Origin of the sequence: Propionibacterium australiense (assembly GCF_003666605.1) — a bacterium.
GTDB classification, from domain to species: Bacteria; Actinomycetota; Actinomycetes; order Propionibacteriales; family Propionibacteriaceae; genus Propionibacterium; species Propionibacterium australiense.
Map to the genome: position 1 here is coordinate 60,479 of NZ_RCIV01000007.1, position 15,158 is coordinate 75,636.

General features: G+C 70.9%; 11 protein-coding genes. 6 read left to right on the forward strand and 5 right to left on the reverse strand.

Annotated features, from left to right (window positions below):
* Positions 1 to 99: 99 nt before the first annotated feature.
* The 4 genes from uidA to D9T14_RS07095 form a co-directional block, all read right to left on the reverse strand.
* On the reverse strand, positions 100 to 1,938 hold the full coding sequence (uidA, locus tag D9T14_RS07080) for a beta-glucuronidase (protein ID WP_119162151.1): 1,839 nt from the start codon (positions 1,936 to 1,938) through the stop codon (positions 100 to 102).
* Positions 1,939 to 2,032: 94 nt separating this feature from the next.
* Positions 2,033 to 3,439: an MFS transporter gene (locus D9T14_RS07085; protein ID WP_119162150.1), complete on the reverse strand. Its 1,407-nt coding sequence runs from the start codon at positions 3,437 to 3,439 to the stop codon at positions 2,033 to 2,035.
* 267 nt (positions 3,440 to 3,706) lie between these two features.
* The gene (locus D9T14_RS07090; RefSeq protein WP_119162149.1) at positions 3,707 to 5,191 is read right to left on the reverse strand and encodes a uracil-xanthine permease family protein; all 1,485 of its coding nucleotides are present in this window, start codon (positions 5,189 to 5,191) and stop codon (positions 3,707 to 3,709) included.
* Between the two features lie 198 nt (positions 5,192 to 5,389).
* Positions 5,390 to 6,994, reverse strand: coding sequence for a dolichyl-phosphate-mannose--protein mannosyltransferase (locus tag D9T14_RS07095; RefSeq protein WP_119162199.1), 1,605 nt, complete (start codon positions 6,992 to 6,994; stop codon positions 5,390 to 5,392).
* Between the two features lie 198 nt (positions 6,995 to 7,192).
* Between D9T14_RS07095 and D9T14_RS07100 the strand changes: the two genes are divergently transcribed.
* The 6 genes from D9T14_RS07100 to D9T14_RS07125 all read left to right on the forward strand — a co-directional run bounded on the left by D9T14_RS07100 (position 7,193) and on the right by D9T14_RS07125 (position 14,019).
* Positions 7,193 to 9,568 carry a glycosyl hydrolase family 95 catalytic domain-containing protein gene (locus tag D9T14_RS07100; RefSeq protein ID WP_170175752.1) on the forward strand — a complete coding sequence of 792 codons (2,376 nt, stop codon included), beginning with the start codon at positions 7,193 to 7,195 and terminating at the stop codon, positions 9,566 to 9,568.
* Positions 9,569 to 9,639: 71 nt separating this feature from the next.
* The gene (gene rsmI / locus D9T14_RS07105) at positions 9,640 to 10,521 is read left to right on the forward strand and encodes a 16S rRNA (cytidine(1402)-2'-O)-methyltransferase (protein WP_119162147.1); all 882 of its coding nucleotides are present in this window, start codon (positions 9,640 to 9,642) and stop codon (positions 10,519 to 10,521) included.
* 96 nt (positions 10,522 to 10,617) lie between these two features.
* Positions 10,618 to 11,499 carry a TatD family hydrolase gene (locus D9T14_RS07110; RefSeq protein ID WP_310648483.1) on the forward strand — a complete coding sequence of 294 codons (882 nt, stop codon included), beginning with the start codon at positions 10,618 to 10,620 and terminating at the stop codon, positions 11,497 to 11,499.
* On the forward strand, positions 11,499 to 12,425 hold the full coding sequence (gene rsmA, locus D9T14_RS07115; RefSeq protein WP_119162145.1) for a 16S rRNA (adenine(1518)-N(6)/adenine(1519)-N(6))-dimethyltransferase RsmA: 927 nt from the start codon (positions 11,499 to 11,501) through the stop codon (positions 12,423 to 12,425). Before D9T14_RS07110 ends, rsmA begins: the two co-directional genes overlap by 1 nt.
* A gap of 29 nt (positions 12,426 to 12,454) precedes the next feature.
* Entirely contained in the window at positions 12,455 to 13,420 is a 966-nt protein-coding gene (locus tag D9T14_RS07120) for a 4-(cytidine 5'-diphospho)-2-C-methyl-D-erythritol kinase (protein ID WP_374955794.1), read from the forward strand.
* Positions 13,421 to 13,491: 71 nt separating this feature from the next.
* Positions 13,492 to 14,019: a MarR family winged helix-turn-helix transcriptional regulator gene (locus D9T14_RS07125; RefSeq protein WP_232012336.1), complete on the forward strand. Its 528-nt coding sequence runs from the start codon at positions 13,492 to 13,494 to the stop codon at positions 14,017 to 14,019.
* 13 nt (positions 14,020 to 14,032) lie between these two features.
* Here the strand turns inward: D9T14_RS07125 and D9T14_RS07130 are convergent, their stop codons facing one another.
* Positions 14,033 to 15,133, reverse strand: coding sequence for a DUF2330 domain-containing protein (locus tag D9T14_RS07130; protein WP_119162144.1), 1,101 nt, complete (start codon positions 15,131 to 15,133; stop codon positions 14,033 to 14,035).
* Between the last annotated feature and the right edge of the window lie 25 nt (positions 15,134 to 15,158).

The window sequence follows — 15,158 nt, forward strand, 5'->3', positions numbered from 1 at the left end:
GATCATCGGCAGGCGGCGGGAGAGCGCGGTCACGGCCCCGAACGCGAGCTCCCCCGGTGCCGCGTGGGCGCCGGGGGAGTGCTCACTGGCCGGGCAGGATCACTTCTTGTAGTCGAAGTCGGGGATCTCGTGCCAGCGCTGCCGGAACCAGTGGGCCGCCAGCTTCGGCTTGCGGTCGCGGGTGAAGACACCCTTCTTGTTGCCCTGGACGCGCAGCATCGACTGGCTCGTGGCGAAGTCCGCGAAGTTCCACAGCTGCTCGCCGACGACGAAGTCGAACTCGTCGAGCACCCGGCAGTTCATCGCGTAGTAGTCCACCTGGTACTCCTCGGTGTACATGACCGGGGTGGTGTCGTGCAGGCCAGCCACCGTGTCCGCGCCGAACTCGGTCATCACGACCGGTTTGCCGAGCTCGGCCCAGCCGGCCAGCTCGGCGCGGAAGGCCTGCTCGGAAACCTCCAGGTCGGGGCCGCCGAAGTACCAGCCGTAGTAGCGGTTGAGGCAGATGACGTCGCTCAGCCGCGCCGAGCAGTCGGTGTGCGGGGCGTCGTTCATCTGCACCGAGACGAGCGTGCACGGGCGCTTGGCCGGGTCGAGCTCGCGGGCCAGGTCGAACAGCGGCTTGAAGTACTCGTACGCGCCCTCGGCGCCGGAGTCGGGCTCGTTGGCGATGCTCCAGAGCACGACGCAGGCGTGGTTCTTGTCGCGGGCGATGAGGTCGCGGATGACCTCGCGGTGGGCCTGAGCCGTTTGGATGCCGCGCTCGGGGTCGAAGGTCTCGATGCGTTCGCCACCGAAGTTGGCCCCGCCCCCGAACTTCAGGTTGATGCCGACGGCCGTCGTCTCGTCGATGACGACGATGCCCTCGGCATCGCACTGGCGCATCATCTCCTCCGAGTACGGGTAGTGACTCGTGCGGAAGCTGTTGGCGCCCTGCCAGCCCATGATCGCGATGTCGCGGGTGTTCATCGGCAGGTTGATGCCGCGGCCGGCCGGGAAGGTGTCCTCGTGCTTGCCGTAGCCCTTGAAGTAGAAGGGGCGTTCGTTGATGAGGAACCTCGTGCCGTCGACACGGACCGTGCGGATGCCGAAGGGCTCGGTGTAGACGTCCTCGCCGAACCGCACGCGCACCTGGTACAGGTGGCCGGCGCCCGGCCGCCACAGCGTCGGGTCGGTGACGGTGAGCCGGCCGCTCGTGCCGGTGGCCTCGTCGACCAGTGTGCCGTCGGCGTCGAGCAGCTCGACGGTGCACTCCCCGTCCCCGACCGTGCTCACCTGGTAGTTCACGGTGGCCTTCGCGGCGGTGCCCGCCGCGGCGTCGATGCCCTCGACGTCACTGGTCAGGGCGATGTCGGCGATGTAGGCCCGCGGCGTGGTGCAGAGCCGGACGGTGCGGGTGATGCCGCAGTAGTTGAAGAAGTCGAAGTTGGGATGGTTCTGCTTCTTGGCCTGATCCGGGGTGTCGGCGATGCCGCCCATCAGGCCGCCGAGCATGTCGTTGGTGCCGCCCACCGGCAGTGTCGTGTAGTCGATGACGTTGTCCACGGCGATCGTCAGCAGGTTCTCGCCCTCGCCCAGGTGCCCGTCCAGCTCGACCTCGAACGGCAGGAAGCCGCCGCGGTGCTCGGCGACGAGCTCGCCGTTCAGGTAGATCCTCGCATGGTGGGTGACGGCGTCGGCCCGCAGCACGACGCGCTGTTCGCGCAGGGCGGCCGGCACCGAGATCGTGCGCTGGTAGAAGACCCAGCCGTAGTGGTCACGGAAGTCGATGCCCTCCTTCAGGTCGTTGTAGGAGGCCGGAACCGGCATGGTCGTGGCCTCGGTCAGGGGCGCGGCGTACCACTGCTCGTCGAATCCGGTGCCGTCGTCGAGCTTGAAGTCCCAGACGCCGCCGAGGTCGACGACCACTCGGGACTCCGTCATTGTCGGGTAGAGCATTCTTCTCGTCTCCGTTCGATTGTGGTGAGAATGGGCGAACGCCCCGCGGTGGTCCGCCGTACCGGCTCCACCGCGGGGCGTCGAGAGGGGTTCATCAGGCCTTGGCCTCGCGCTGGGCGGCCAGCTGTGCCGCGTTGGCGTCGACGCGCTTCTTGTTCAGCGGGTACAGGAACCACAGGGCGAAGAAGAGCACGACGAAGGCGCCGCCGGGCACCAGGCAGGTGATGTTGTAGATGCCGTCGGTGACCTCGGGGTCGAAACCGGTCTCCTTCGTGTAGCCGACGATCGACAGCAGGATGCCGGTCAGCCCTGCCGAGCCGGCCTGGCCGAGTTTGCGGGCCCACGAGTAGGTGGCGTACACGGTGCCGTCCTGACGGTCGCCGAAACGCACCTCGGTGTCGTCGATGACGTCGATGATCATGGCCCAGCAGATGAGCGAGAAGGCGGCCACGCCGAGCCAGGCGAAGACGTAGAAGACGATCCAGACGCGGACGTCGTGGGTGTGGACGAAGAAGGCGGTGAACAGCGCCGCGGCGGAGACGGCGATGGTCACCATGGAGATCTCCTTCTTGCCGAACTTGCGGGCCAGGGCCGGCATGAAGATCGACAGGACCAGCGTGATCGCCGCGCCGATGAAGGTGATGTACGAGAGCATCGAGGCGCTGTTGAAATAGTTCGGGTAGATGTAGTTGCCCATGTTGCCCAGCGAGAGCTGGCCGACGAGGAGCAGCAGCGCGCAGATGACGATACCGACGAGTGCGCGGTTGGTGAACAGGTACTTCAGCAGGTAGGAGAGGGAGAACTTCTGGGTCGTCTGCTCCAGCTTCACCCGCTCGGTGCTCATCTGGTAGCAGATGAGATAGCAGCCCACGGCCAGCACGGAGCAGAGCACCGATGCCCACATCATCTTGGTGCCGTCCAGGGTCGTGTTGCCCTCAGCATCCCGGTAGTAGACGAACAGGGGCAGCACGACGCCGATGACGACCTGACCGATGGTGGCGCCGATGCCGCGCCAGGTGGACAGGGCGGTGCGGTCGTCCGGCTTGTCCGAGATCGCCGAGGCCATCGAGCCGTAGGGGATGTTGATGCCGGTGTAGCAGACCGAGCCCCACAGCAGATAGCTGAAGAACATCCAGAAGATCTTGAAGCCCATCGGCATGTCCTGGAACCACACGGCGAAGCAGAGCACCGAGGCGACGGCCACCGGGCCGCACATGCGGCGCAGCCAGGGGGCGAACTTGCCCTTGGCGGTCGGCCTGCTGCGGTCGATGATCTGGCCCATCGTCACGTCGGTGAACGCGTCGACGATGCGGCAGAGCATCATCATGGTGCCGACCAGGGCCGCCGAGACGCCCATGACGTCGGTGTAGAACTTCAGCAGGAACATGGCCGACAGCACGAAGGTGAGGTCGTTGCCGAAGTCACCGAATGCGTACCCGATCTTGTCCCGCCAGCCGAATGGCCTGACCGTCGAGGGTCTGGTCTGGACAACACTGCTCATATGAGTGCCCTTCTGTTGTTGGGGTGGTTGGCCCGTGGCATCAATGCCAGGCGCCTACCGCCCCGAACGATGTGGTGGTTCTGGCTCCAGGGACGCATACGGTGCGTTCCCGCCTGGCCGGCGGGTCACGCCGGGAGCAGGCTCCAGTGCCCTAACTCTCTCCGGGTTCGGCCAGGGAATGCAAACACCTCTGGCAACAAATTGCCAGAGGTGAGCGAGGGCAGTTGCAAACTTTTGCCGGCCTGTCGGGTCCTCACCGTTGTCCGGTCAGGATTGTTCCGGCCCGGCCCGGTTGGGCGTCCTCGCCGCCGGTGGGATCGGGGGGCGCGAACGGTAGGCGCCCGGGGCGTCGACGATCACACCGGTGCCGGCCGCCTTGACGAGTTCCCTCGGGGCCAGCCAGCGGGCCAGGTGGTAGACGCCGACGGTGACGATCGTGCCGAGCGCGATACCACCGAGGGTGAAGTCGTCACCGAAGCTCAGCGAGACGTCGCCGATGCCGATGATGAGCCCGGCGGCCACCGGGACGAGGTTGAGCGGGTTGCCGAAGTCGACCCGGTTCTCCTTCCAGATCTTCGCGCCGAGCAGCCCGATCATGCCGTACAGCACGACGCAGATACCGCCCAGGACGCCCGAGGGCGTGGCCGAGATGATGGCGCCGAACTTCGGGCTGAAACCGAACAGGATCGCGACGACCGCGGCCACCACGTACGCGGCCGTCGAGTAGACGCGCGTGGAGGCCATGACGCCGATGTTCTCCGCGTAGGTGGTCGTCGGGCCGGCCCCGGCCAGCGTGGCGAGCATCGAGGTGGCGCCGTCGGTCGCGATGGCCCTGCCCATCTGGTGGTCGAGGTTCTTGCCGGTCATCTCGGCCACGGCCTTCACGTGGCCGGTGTTCTCGGCGATGAGGGCGATGACGACGGGCAGGGCGAGCAGGATGAAGGCCAGGTGGAAGGTGGGCAGGTGGAAGCCCACGACGTTCGTGGAGGCATAGCTGCCGGCTCCGTCCGGGCCGATGACATAGCTCCAGTCGGCCAGGTCGGTGACCGGCGGCAGGCCGATCCAGTCGGCCGAGGCGACGCCCGACCAGTCCACGCGCGGCGCGGTGCTGCCGTCGGGCTGGGCGATGGGGCCGAGGACCAGGTCCTCGAGCCAGCTCAGCACATAGCCGATGAGCATGGCGACGAAGATCGCCACCCGCGACAGGAAGCCCCGCGGCGCCACCGAGAGCACCACGACGACGATCATCGTGACCAGGGCCGTCCACTGGTCCTTCGGCCAGTAGGACTGGGCGACGGTCGGGGCCAGGTTGAAGCCGATGAGCATGACGACGGCGCCGGTGACGACCGGTGGCAGGACGCGCCCGATGACCCGGGAGCCGGCGAAGTGGATGATGAGGCCGCACATGAACAGTGTGAGGCCGACGCAGAACAGGGCGCCCGAGACGTCGCTGGGGTTGCCGCCCGCGGCGTAGATCGCCGTGGCGACACCGGGGAAGGCCGCCGAGGAACCCAGGTAGCTGGGCACCTCGTGCCTGGTGACGGCGATGAAGACGAGGGTCGAGACGCCGCTCATCATGACGGCGAGCTGCGGGTTCAGGCCCATCAGCAGCGGGAACACGAAGGTGGCGCCGAACATGGCCACCACGTGCTGGGCGCCAAGACCGATCGTCTTGCCCCAGCCGAGCCGCTCGTCCGGGGCCACGACCTCACCGGGCCCCAGTTCGCCGTTGTTGTGCAGCTTCCAGATCACTGCTCGCCCTCTCCCCAGTACGCGACTGGCCTGTACGCAACGATGCCGCCCCGGTTGCCTCCATCGGACGGGCACTGGCCGGGCGCGGCCCGCAACAGTGTAGGCGACCCGTGACCGGACCGGTCACGAACCCTCAGTGGCGGGATGCCTTCGTGAGCCCGCCGCTGGCGGGTCACGGCGGTCCAGCAGGTGCCGGTGTCAGATCCAGGTGCTGAACCACATGCGCATGAGCCACTGGCGCCTGGTCAGGAGGGCGTCGGTGAGGATCGGGTAGATGAAGATGAAGTTCGCCACGATGATCACCGTCACCGCGGTGACGATGAACGCGCCGCGGCGGCGTCTGGGGGGCGGGGCGTCCGCCGGTCCGAGGATGCGTCCGAGCATCAGGGCCAGCACGGTGGCGGTGAACGGGATGAGCATGATCGCGTAGAAGAAGAAGGTGGGGCGGTCCGAACTGGGGAACCACATGAGCCAGGTGGCCGCGGCGGCGACGATCGGCACGCAGTAGTTCCACTGGCGCCCGCCGATCCAGAAGAACAGGCCGGCGATGACGGCCAGGCACGCGAACCACCACAGGAAGGGGGTGCCGGCGCCGGAGATGACGCGCAGGCAGGTGTCGTCCACCGCGGTGCAGCCGTCCTCACCCGGCTGGATGCCGTTGACCGCGTCGATGCCGATGACCCGCGCCATGATCGGCCAGCCGGCCGGTTTCGCGTCGTAGGTGTGGGTCTGCTCGGCGATCCAGTCGCCGGTGTGGAAGGCGTAGATGTCGTAGTGGTAGTGCACCAGGCTGCCCAGACCCGGGCCGAGGAGCCGCGTGAGGAGATCGTCCGGGTGCTGGGCGCCCCACTGGCGGTCGTAGCCGCCGTCGGAGAGCAGCCAGCTCGTCCACGTGGCCACGTAGACGACGAGGGCCCCGATGACCAGATAGCAGAAGGCGCCGATGCCGTCACGCCAGAGACTGCGGATCGTCTGCCGGCCCGCGCCGGCCATCAGGCGGGCCCGGTAGTCGTGGATCAGGCTGAGGACGCCGAAGACGGCGAGGACGTACACGGCGTTCCACTTGCAGCCGCAGGCCGCGCCGAACAGCAGGCCGCTCGCCAGCCGCCAGGGCCGCCACAGCAGCAGCGGGCCGTAGCTGCCACCGAGGTTGAGCAGATTGCCGGCGCGCAGATGATCGGCCAGCTTGTGCCGGAACCAGTCGCGGTCGGCCAGCCAGCAGCCGACCGCGGCGACGGTGAAGAATGCCTCGAAGATGTCGAGCAGCGCGATCCGGCTCATCACGAAACTCAGGCCGTCGACGGTGATGAACAGGCCGGCCATGGCGCCCACCAGCGTGGAGCGGCCCAGCCGGCGGGCCATGCGGACGACGGCGCCGATGAGCAGGCAGCCGAAGATGAGCGCGGCGAACCGCCACCCGAGGGGCGTCATGCCGAAGAGCTTCTCGCCGCTCGCGATGAGCCACTTGCCGAGCTGGGGGTGCACGATGAACGAGGCGGTGCTCGTCCAGCCGTCCACGTTGCCCGCGGCGATCTGCTCGTTCGCGTCCGAACTCCAGGTGCCCTCGTAGCCCAGGTGCAGCAGCGTCCAGGCGTCCTTGGCGTAGTAGGTCTCGTCGAACTCGATGTAGGCCGGGCGTCCGATGTCGACGACGCGGATGGCGAAGCCGAGGAGGACCAGGACGGCGGTTACCAGCCAGCTGCGGGCCTCGTCGAGCTTGAGGACGGCGGCCTCGTCAAGGCGTTCGATGGTGGACGGCAGCACCGACCGCAGGCCACCGCTGCGAAGGGGAGTGCCCGTCATGGCCGGGTTCGGGAGTGAACTCACACGCTCCATGCTAAACGCCGCGGCTCGGGGCACCGGATCATTGCGCGGCGGCGCCCCGAGATCACAGGGGCGCAGGCCCCGTCGTCACGGGTCTGCTGCCGGGTCCCGGAGGTGGCTCGCCGTGTTGGTGCTGGGTATCGTGATGCCAGCATGTTCCACCAGGAGGACTCCCACATGCTGCGACACCGGATCATTCTCGACGGGCCGGCCAGGACCCCCCGCGACGCCTTCCTGCTCGGCAACGGGCGCCTCGGTGCCGTCGCGCACGGTGGCATCGGCGCCGAGACCTTCGATCTGTCGCTCGACACGCTCTGGTCAGGTGGTCCCGGACCGGAGGCGGACGGTGACGCGCATCCCGGTACGGCGATGCTCCTGCCCGCTCTCCGCGCGGCGATCGCCGCAGGAGAGCTCGTCCGGGCCGAGGAACTCGCCAACCGGATGAGCATCACGCCCGCCGTCCAGACCAGCCAGCCCATCGGCGTGCTCCGCTGGGAGTACGCGCCCGGCCTGCGCACCCGTGGTTACAGCCGCGAACTCGACACGCAGACCGCCACCATGACCACCACCGTGCGCGGGAACGAGCTGCGCACCTTCGTCAGCGCTCCGGCCGACGTGCTCGTCGCCGAATGGAACGGTCTCACGGGTGCCCTCAACGTGCCGAACCTGCGCAGCCCCCACCACGGCAGTGTCCGCAGCTGGCGCGAGGGGGAGGTGCTGTGGTTCGTCTTCTCCGCCCGCGTACCCGTCGACGCCCGCGCCGGCGAGCCGGTCCGCTACGGCACCGAGGCCCCTGGGGCCGGGGGCGGCGTCCCGGCCGGGATGGCCTTCGCCGTCGCGTCCGCCGTCCAGCCGACCGCGGTGGGTCCGCGCCTGGTCGTCGCGGCCGAGAGCGGCTTCATCGCCTGGAACCGGCAGCCTTCCGGCGACACCTCGGCGGTCGAGCACATCGCCCGCTACCGGGTGCGCAGCGCGCTGGATCGCAGCACCGACGAACTGCACGCCGAGCACGTCGCCGACCACCGTGCCCTGTTCGACCGCAGCGACCTGGACCTGTCGGAGTCCTGGCGGGGCGCCGAGGACGAACTGGCCTTCCACCTGGGCAAGTACCTGCTCATCAGCTCCTCGCGGTCCGGTTCGCAGCCCGTGCACGCCCAGGGCCTGTGGAACACCTACGCCCGCCCGGCCGGCGAGGCCTACCGCGCCGACATGAGCCTGCAGATGAGCTACTGGGCCGCCGAGCGGCTCGGCCTGCCCGAGTGCACGGCCCCGCTGCGCCGCATGGCCACCGAACTGTCCCAGACCGGCCGTGACCACGCCTGGCAGGACTTCGGTTTCTCCGGGGCCGTCGCCTTCGAGAGCATCGACCTGTGGCGCGCCTCGAGCGCCCGCCTCTCGGACACGGAGCGGGCCTACTGGCTGGGCGTCCTGCCGAGCCTGGCGTCCAGCCTGCACGAGCACGCCCTGTTCACCGGCGACACCACCGACGCCCTGCACGTGCACCGGGTCGCGGCCCGCTTCGCCCTCGACCTGCTCGTCTCGGGACCCGACGGCGACCTCGTCGCCAGCCCCTCGGCGATCCCCGGCGGACGGCAGCGGGCCGGTGCCCGCGTCGTCGCGGCGGGTTCGACGATCGACCGCGAGATCATCGTCGAGCTCTTCGAGCACTATCTCGCCCTTGCCGGCGACCAGCCGCATGGCCTGGACGTCGCGCTCGTCGAGCAGGTGCGCAGCGCCCTCGCCCACCTGGCCCCCATCCCCGTCACCGGCGGTGCCATCGCCGAGTGGGGCGGTCGCCCGTCCGCGGGCGACTTCGGTTCCGGCGCACTGGCGCACCTGTACGGCCTCTTCCCGGGCAGGCGCATCAACCACACCAACCCGGAGCTGCTCGCCGCGGCGCGCGCCACGCTCAAGGCGGCGATCGAGCACGGCGCGGGCCGTACCGCCGCCGGCCAGGCCTGGATCCTCGCCATGGCCGCCCACCTCGGTGACGGGGCACTGGCCGGGCGCGCCCTGGAGCGCCTGACCGGTCCGCTCAGCTCGTCGTCCCTGCTGGCGCTGGGGCACGCCTCCCAGGCGCCGGGTGACGTCGTCCAGCTGCCGGCCTCCCTGGCGCTGCCCGGAGCCGTGGCCGAGATGCTCGTCGGCTATGACGCTGGCGCCATCCGGCTGCTCGCCGCCCTGCCCGACCGCTGGCCGAAGGGCTCGGCCCGCGGGCTGCGCACGGTCGGCGGCCACCGGGTCGACGTCACCTGGGACGAGGGCCAGCTCGCCAGCGCGCGGATCAGACCCAATTTCGACTGCCGGATGCAGATCGAGGCCGAGAACGGCCGCTTCACCATCACCGACGACACCGGCGCCCCCGTGCAGTTCGCCCAGGTCACGGCATGGAACCGCAACCGCAACCTGCTCAGCTTCCAGGCCAGTGACGGGCACAGCTATCTCATCATCCGCGAGGACCGGGCCCGCCGCGGGGAACTGGCCGCGGGCACGCACGCCGTCAGCGTCGGCACCGGCCTGTCGATGACCCTGTCCGGGCTCCCCACGACCTGAGCCGTTCCCGGCCGCGGGGCGCTCGGGTGGGTCCCCGGCAGGATGGGCGGGGGAGGGCTATCGTCGTACAGGTGAACGAGAAGACGGCCGAGCCCGGAACCGGACGCCTCGTCGGGCCCGGCACGCTCGTCCTGGCCGGGACGCCCATCGGCGACTCCACCCAGGTCTCCCCGCAGCTGCGCAGGGCGTTCGCCGAGGCCGACGTCATCGCCGCCGAGGACACCCGCCTGCTGCGCACCCTGCTGGCCCGCGCCGGCGTCGAGACCGGCGCCCGCATCGTCAGCTACTTCGAGGGCAACGAGGCCGAACGGACTCCGCGCCTGATCGGCGAGCTGAGCGACGGCGCGGTCGTCGTCGTCGCCACCGACGCCGGCATGCCGTCGATCTCCGACCCCGGGTTCCGGCTCGTGCGGGCGGCCATCGAGGCCGGGCTGCGGGTGACGAGCGTGCCCGGCCCCTCCGCCGTGACGACCGCGCTGGCTGTCTCCGGGCTGCCCTGCGACCGGTTCTGCTTCGAGGGCTTCCTGCCGCGGGCCGGCGGGCCCCGGCGGCGCAGGCTGGCGGCCCTCGCCGGGGAGGAACGCACGATGGTCTTCTTCGAGGCGCCGCACCGGCTCGTCGGTTTCCTCGACGACGCGGTGGCGGCCTTCGGCGCCGACCGCCCCGGCGTGCTGTGCCGCGAACTCACCAAGCCGTGGGAGGACGTCATCAGGGGCCCCCTGGGGCGGCTGCGCGACTGGGCCGCCGAGCACGCCCGCGGCGAGACGACGCTCGTCATCGCCGGCCGCCCGGCCGATCCCGGCGGCGGACTGGCCGAGGCCCTCGCCCAGGTCGACGAGCGCATCGCCGCGGGGGAGCGCCTCAGCCAGGCGGTCACCCGGGTCGCCGCGGAGACCGGCGTCCGCAGGAAGGACCTCTACCAGGCGGCCCTCGCCGCCCGTGACGAACAGTGACGCCGTGGCGCACACGCGAGCGGCCCGATGCGCGACAATGGCACCGTGACCCCTGACGAGATCGCCGCCGAGCTGGCGCGCCTGGAGCTGCCGCCGATGCCGGCGCCGCTGCCCGGGCGCTGCATCGACAACCACACCCACGTCGACAGCACGACCGCGCGCTCGGGGCTGCCCGCCGACCTGAACCTCGCCGCCGCGGCGGCCGTCGGCGTCGACCGGCTCGTCCACGTGGGCTGCGACCTGGCCGACTCGCGCTGGGCGGTCCGGTTCGCCGCCGACAACGAGCAGATCGTCGCTGCCGTCGCCATCCACCCCAACGACGCGGCCCGGCTCGCCGCCGAGCGGGGCCGGGACGAACTCGCGGCCCAGATCGACCAGATCGGTGAGCTGGCCGTCGCCCACGACCGGGTCCGCGCCGTCGGCGAGACCGGCCTGGACTACTTCCGCACCCGCGACGAGGACGGCCGGGCCGACCAGCGGTGGGCCTTCGCCCGCCACATCCGGATCGCGCACGAGACGGGCCGCGCCCTGGTGATCCACGACCGCGACGCCCACGCCGACGTCCTGAGCGTGCTCGACGAGCAGGGCTGGCCGGAGCGCACCATCATGCACTGCTTCAGCGGCGACGCCGACGTCGCCCGCGCCTGCCTGGACCGGCAGGCCACGGGCCGGGACGTGTGGCTCAGCTTCGGTGGGGCCGTCACCTTCAAACCCAACGGCGCCCTGCGCGAGGCCCTGGCCGTCACGCCGACCGATCGCATCCTCGTCGAGACCGACGCCCCCTATCTGACGCCCGTGCCGCTGCGCGGCCGCCCGAACGCCCCCTACATGGTGCCCACGACACTGCGGTTCATCGCCGCCGAGAAGGGCATCGATGTCGACGACGACTCGGCGCTGGCCGGGTTCTGCGCGCAGATCACCGCCAACACGCTGGCCGCCTACGGCCCGTGGAGCGCCGGCGAGGAGCGGGACACCTGATGGGTGCGCTCCTGGACCCCCGCACGATCCGCGGCTACGCCGAGCGGATCGGCCTGCGCCCCACCAAGACCCTCGGCCAGAACTTCGTCGTGGACGCCAACACGGTGCGCCGCATCGTCGCCCTCAGCGCCGTGACGGGCCGTGACACCGTCCTTGAGATCGGGCCCGGCCTGGGCTCGCTCACCCTCGGCCTGCTCGAGACCGGCGCCAGAGTGACCGCCGTCGAGATCGACCCGAGACTCGCCGGGCAGCTGCCGGCGACCGTCGCCGAGCACCAGCCGGACGCGGCCGGCCGGCTGCTGGTCGTCACATCGGACGCCCTCGACCTCACGACGGTCCCGGGCCCCGCGCCCACCCGGCTCGTCGCGAACCTGCCCTACAACGTCGCCGTCCCGGTGCTGCTGCACATGCTCGAGCTGTCCCCGTCCTGGCAGGCCGGCCTGGTCATGGTCCAGCTCGAGGTGGCTGACCGCCTCGTCGCGGCCCCCGGCTCGAGGGTCTACGGTGCGCCGAGCGTCAAACTCGCCTGGTACGGCACCGCCCGCCGCGTCGGTACCGTGCCGCCCAGCGTCTTCTGGCCCGTCCCGAAGGTCGACTCCGGGCTCGTCGAGTTCACCCGGGGCGAGCCGCCGGCCACCAGCGCCACCCGGGCGCAGGTGTTCGCCGTGGTGGACGCCGCCTTCGCGCAGCGCCGCAAGATGCTGCGCGCGGCCCTGGCCCGGCTCGCCGGGAGCCCGGCCGCCGCCGCTGCGGCCATCGAGGCCGCCGGCATCGACCCGACCGTGCGCGGCGAGCGGCTCGACGTCGCCGCCTTCGCCGCCGTCGCCGCCGAGCTGGCCGCCGCCGGGCTGCTCGGACCCGAATCGTCCCGTGGCGTGCATGATGGGCGGGGGAGTTCCCGCGCCAGACAGGAGGTTCAGCCGTGAACGACGAATCCCATGGACGGTCCGCGGTCCTGCCCCGCTCCGGCCATCCCGGGCCGGTCCCGGCGGTCCGGCAGGTGCGGGTCGGTGCGCCGGCCAAAATCAACCTGACGCTGCGTGTCGCCGCCAGGGGCGGCGACGGCTTCCACCGGCTCTCGACCGTCTTCCACGCCGTCTCCCTCGGTGACGTGCTGCACCTCACCGACCAGCCGGGACGCATCAGCGTCACCACCCGCGGCGAACACGCCCGCCACGTCGCGGACGACGCGACGAATCTCGCCGTGCGTGCCGCGGCAGCAGTCCGCGACCGGCTCGGCGCCCCGGGCCTGGGCGCCCACATCGAGATCGACAAGGACATCCCGGTGGCGGGCGGCATGGCGGGCGGCTCCGCCGACGGCGCCGCGGCCCTCGTCGGGGCGGCGCGCCTGTGGGGACTGGACGTCGGCGACGAGGAACTCTTCGACCTGGCCGCAGGCCTCGGCTCGGACATGCCGTTCTCGCTGCTCGGCGGCACCGCGCTCGGCACCGGCCGCGGCGAACGGCTCGAACCGCTCGAATGCGGGAGTCCACTGCACTGGGTGCTCGCCGCCGCCCGGCACGGGCTGTCCACCCCCACCGTCTACGGCCGTTTCGACGAACGCGTCGCCGCCGGGACGAGCGTTCCGATGGGCGCCGATCACACTCGCCCCACCGAACTCATCGACGCTCTGGCCAGGGGCGACGCCGAGACGGTGGCGGCCTGGCTGGTCAACGACCTGCAGCCCGCGGCCCTGGACCTGTATCCCGGGCTGGCCGGCACCCTGGCCGCCGGGCGGGACGCCGGGGCGCTGGCCGGACTCGTCTCGGGTTCGGGCCCCACCTGCGTGTTCCTGTGCGCCGACCGGCCGGCAGCCCAGCAGGTGGCCGACGCCCTCGGTTCCGCGCCCGAGGTGAGCGTCGTGCGTACCGCCACCGGCGCGGCGCCCGGCGCTCTGGTCTCCTGCCAGGCCACGACATGACGACGTGCCCGGGGGAATCCCCGGGATGAGACGCCCGGTGGTCCCCGGCGATGCTTGGAAGAATGATGACCGTGAGTCATGACGTGGTGGGCGACAGCCAGGGCGACGAGGTCGACGCGCTCGTCGCGGACTGGCGGCGCGAGCGGCCCGAACTGGACGTCTCCAGCCTCGAGGTCTGGTCGCGCATCTCCCGCCTGGCGGCGATCCTCGTCAGGGAGCGCGCCCGCGCCTACGCCGAGCACGGCCTGGCGGTCTGGGAGTTCGACGTGCTGTCCGCGCTGCGCAAGCTGGGTGCCCCGTACCGCGCCAGCGTCGGCAAGCTCATCCGCGACAACCACGTCACGAGCGGCACCATGACGAACCGCCTCGACCATCTCGCCGGGCGCGGCATGATCACCCGCCACACGGACCCGAACGACCTGCGCAGCAGGACCGTCGAACTCACCCCGCTCGGGCTGGAACGCGTCGACGCCGCCATCGAGAGCCTCGTCGCCGCGGAGTCACGCATGCTCGACGGGATCGCTCTCGACCGTGACGGGCTCGTCCGGCAGCTGCGGTTGCTCCTGACCGCCCGGGAGAAGGAACCCGGGGGCGGCTGACTGGCGGGAGGCCTCACCCGCCGGCGCGCGCCCGGCCCCTGACCCGCCGTACGACGACGGTGACGAGGACGGCCACCGCCACGAGTGGCACGGCCGCGGTGATGAGCAGCCCCAGCCACTCGCCGGGGGTGGTGTCCCAGCGCGTGGTGACCCGCTGGAAGGGTTCGTCGGCGGACGCCTGCGTGAAGGTGAAGTCGTTGCTGATCGCGCTCGGCGCCAGGTCGCCGCCGTAGGTCGTCAGCCAGACCTGGTCCGAGCCGTCGAACCCGGTGGCCAGCCCGGCGTCCGAGGCGGCGACGGTGCCAGAGAAGAGCAGGTCGAGGGGCTGGCTGGGGGCGGCCTGCTGGGCGATGTCGAGCTGGTGGGCCGACACGACGTAGAGGCGGACCAACTGGCGCGAGGCGGCCATGGAGCTGAGCCGGATCGGGTAGACCGGGGTGTCGGTGTCGAAGCCGAGGGTCATCGGCGGCAACCCGTCGTGAAGGCGCTCGCCGGCCGACTCGGGGGTCAGCCTGACGGCGAGCACGCGCCAGCCCTCGTCCAGGTAGTCCTGGAACGGTTCGACGAGATCGGAGCGGTCCGGGTAGCCGTTCTCGACGAGCCAGTCGGTGAGCGCGTCCGCGTCATTGCTGGCCAGCGTCACCACCTCGAACGGGCCGACGGTGCTCGTGGACTCGACCTCCACCGTGGAGGCCGCGCCCTCCGATGCCCCGCTCGCGCCGGGGCCGGTGAGCCACGGGAAGCGGGGCGTCCAGTCCTTCTTGTGCTCGATGCGGGGCTGTGAGTCCTCCCGCAGTGCGTCGATGGTGTCCATCGAGCCCAGCTCGACGGTCGTGCCGGCCGGCGCCGGCATGATCCAGGCGACGTCCTGGGCGCTGGACGTCATCGACATGACCATGGTGATGGTCTCGTGCGAGCCGTCCCAGCTCAGTACGCTCGTCTCCCCGTCGATCGTCGAGTCCGAGTCGGGGTCGGGGACGATCGCCCCGCAGGCGCAGGCCACCGCTGGTCTGGGGGCGAACCAGAGCGCCCCGGACAGCAGCACCACGAGGACGGTGTGTAGCAGGATCCTGGCCGGGCTGTGGGTGATGGGGAGCGGGCGTTGGGGTGTCATGGCCTCACGGTAGCGCGCGGGCCCC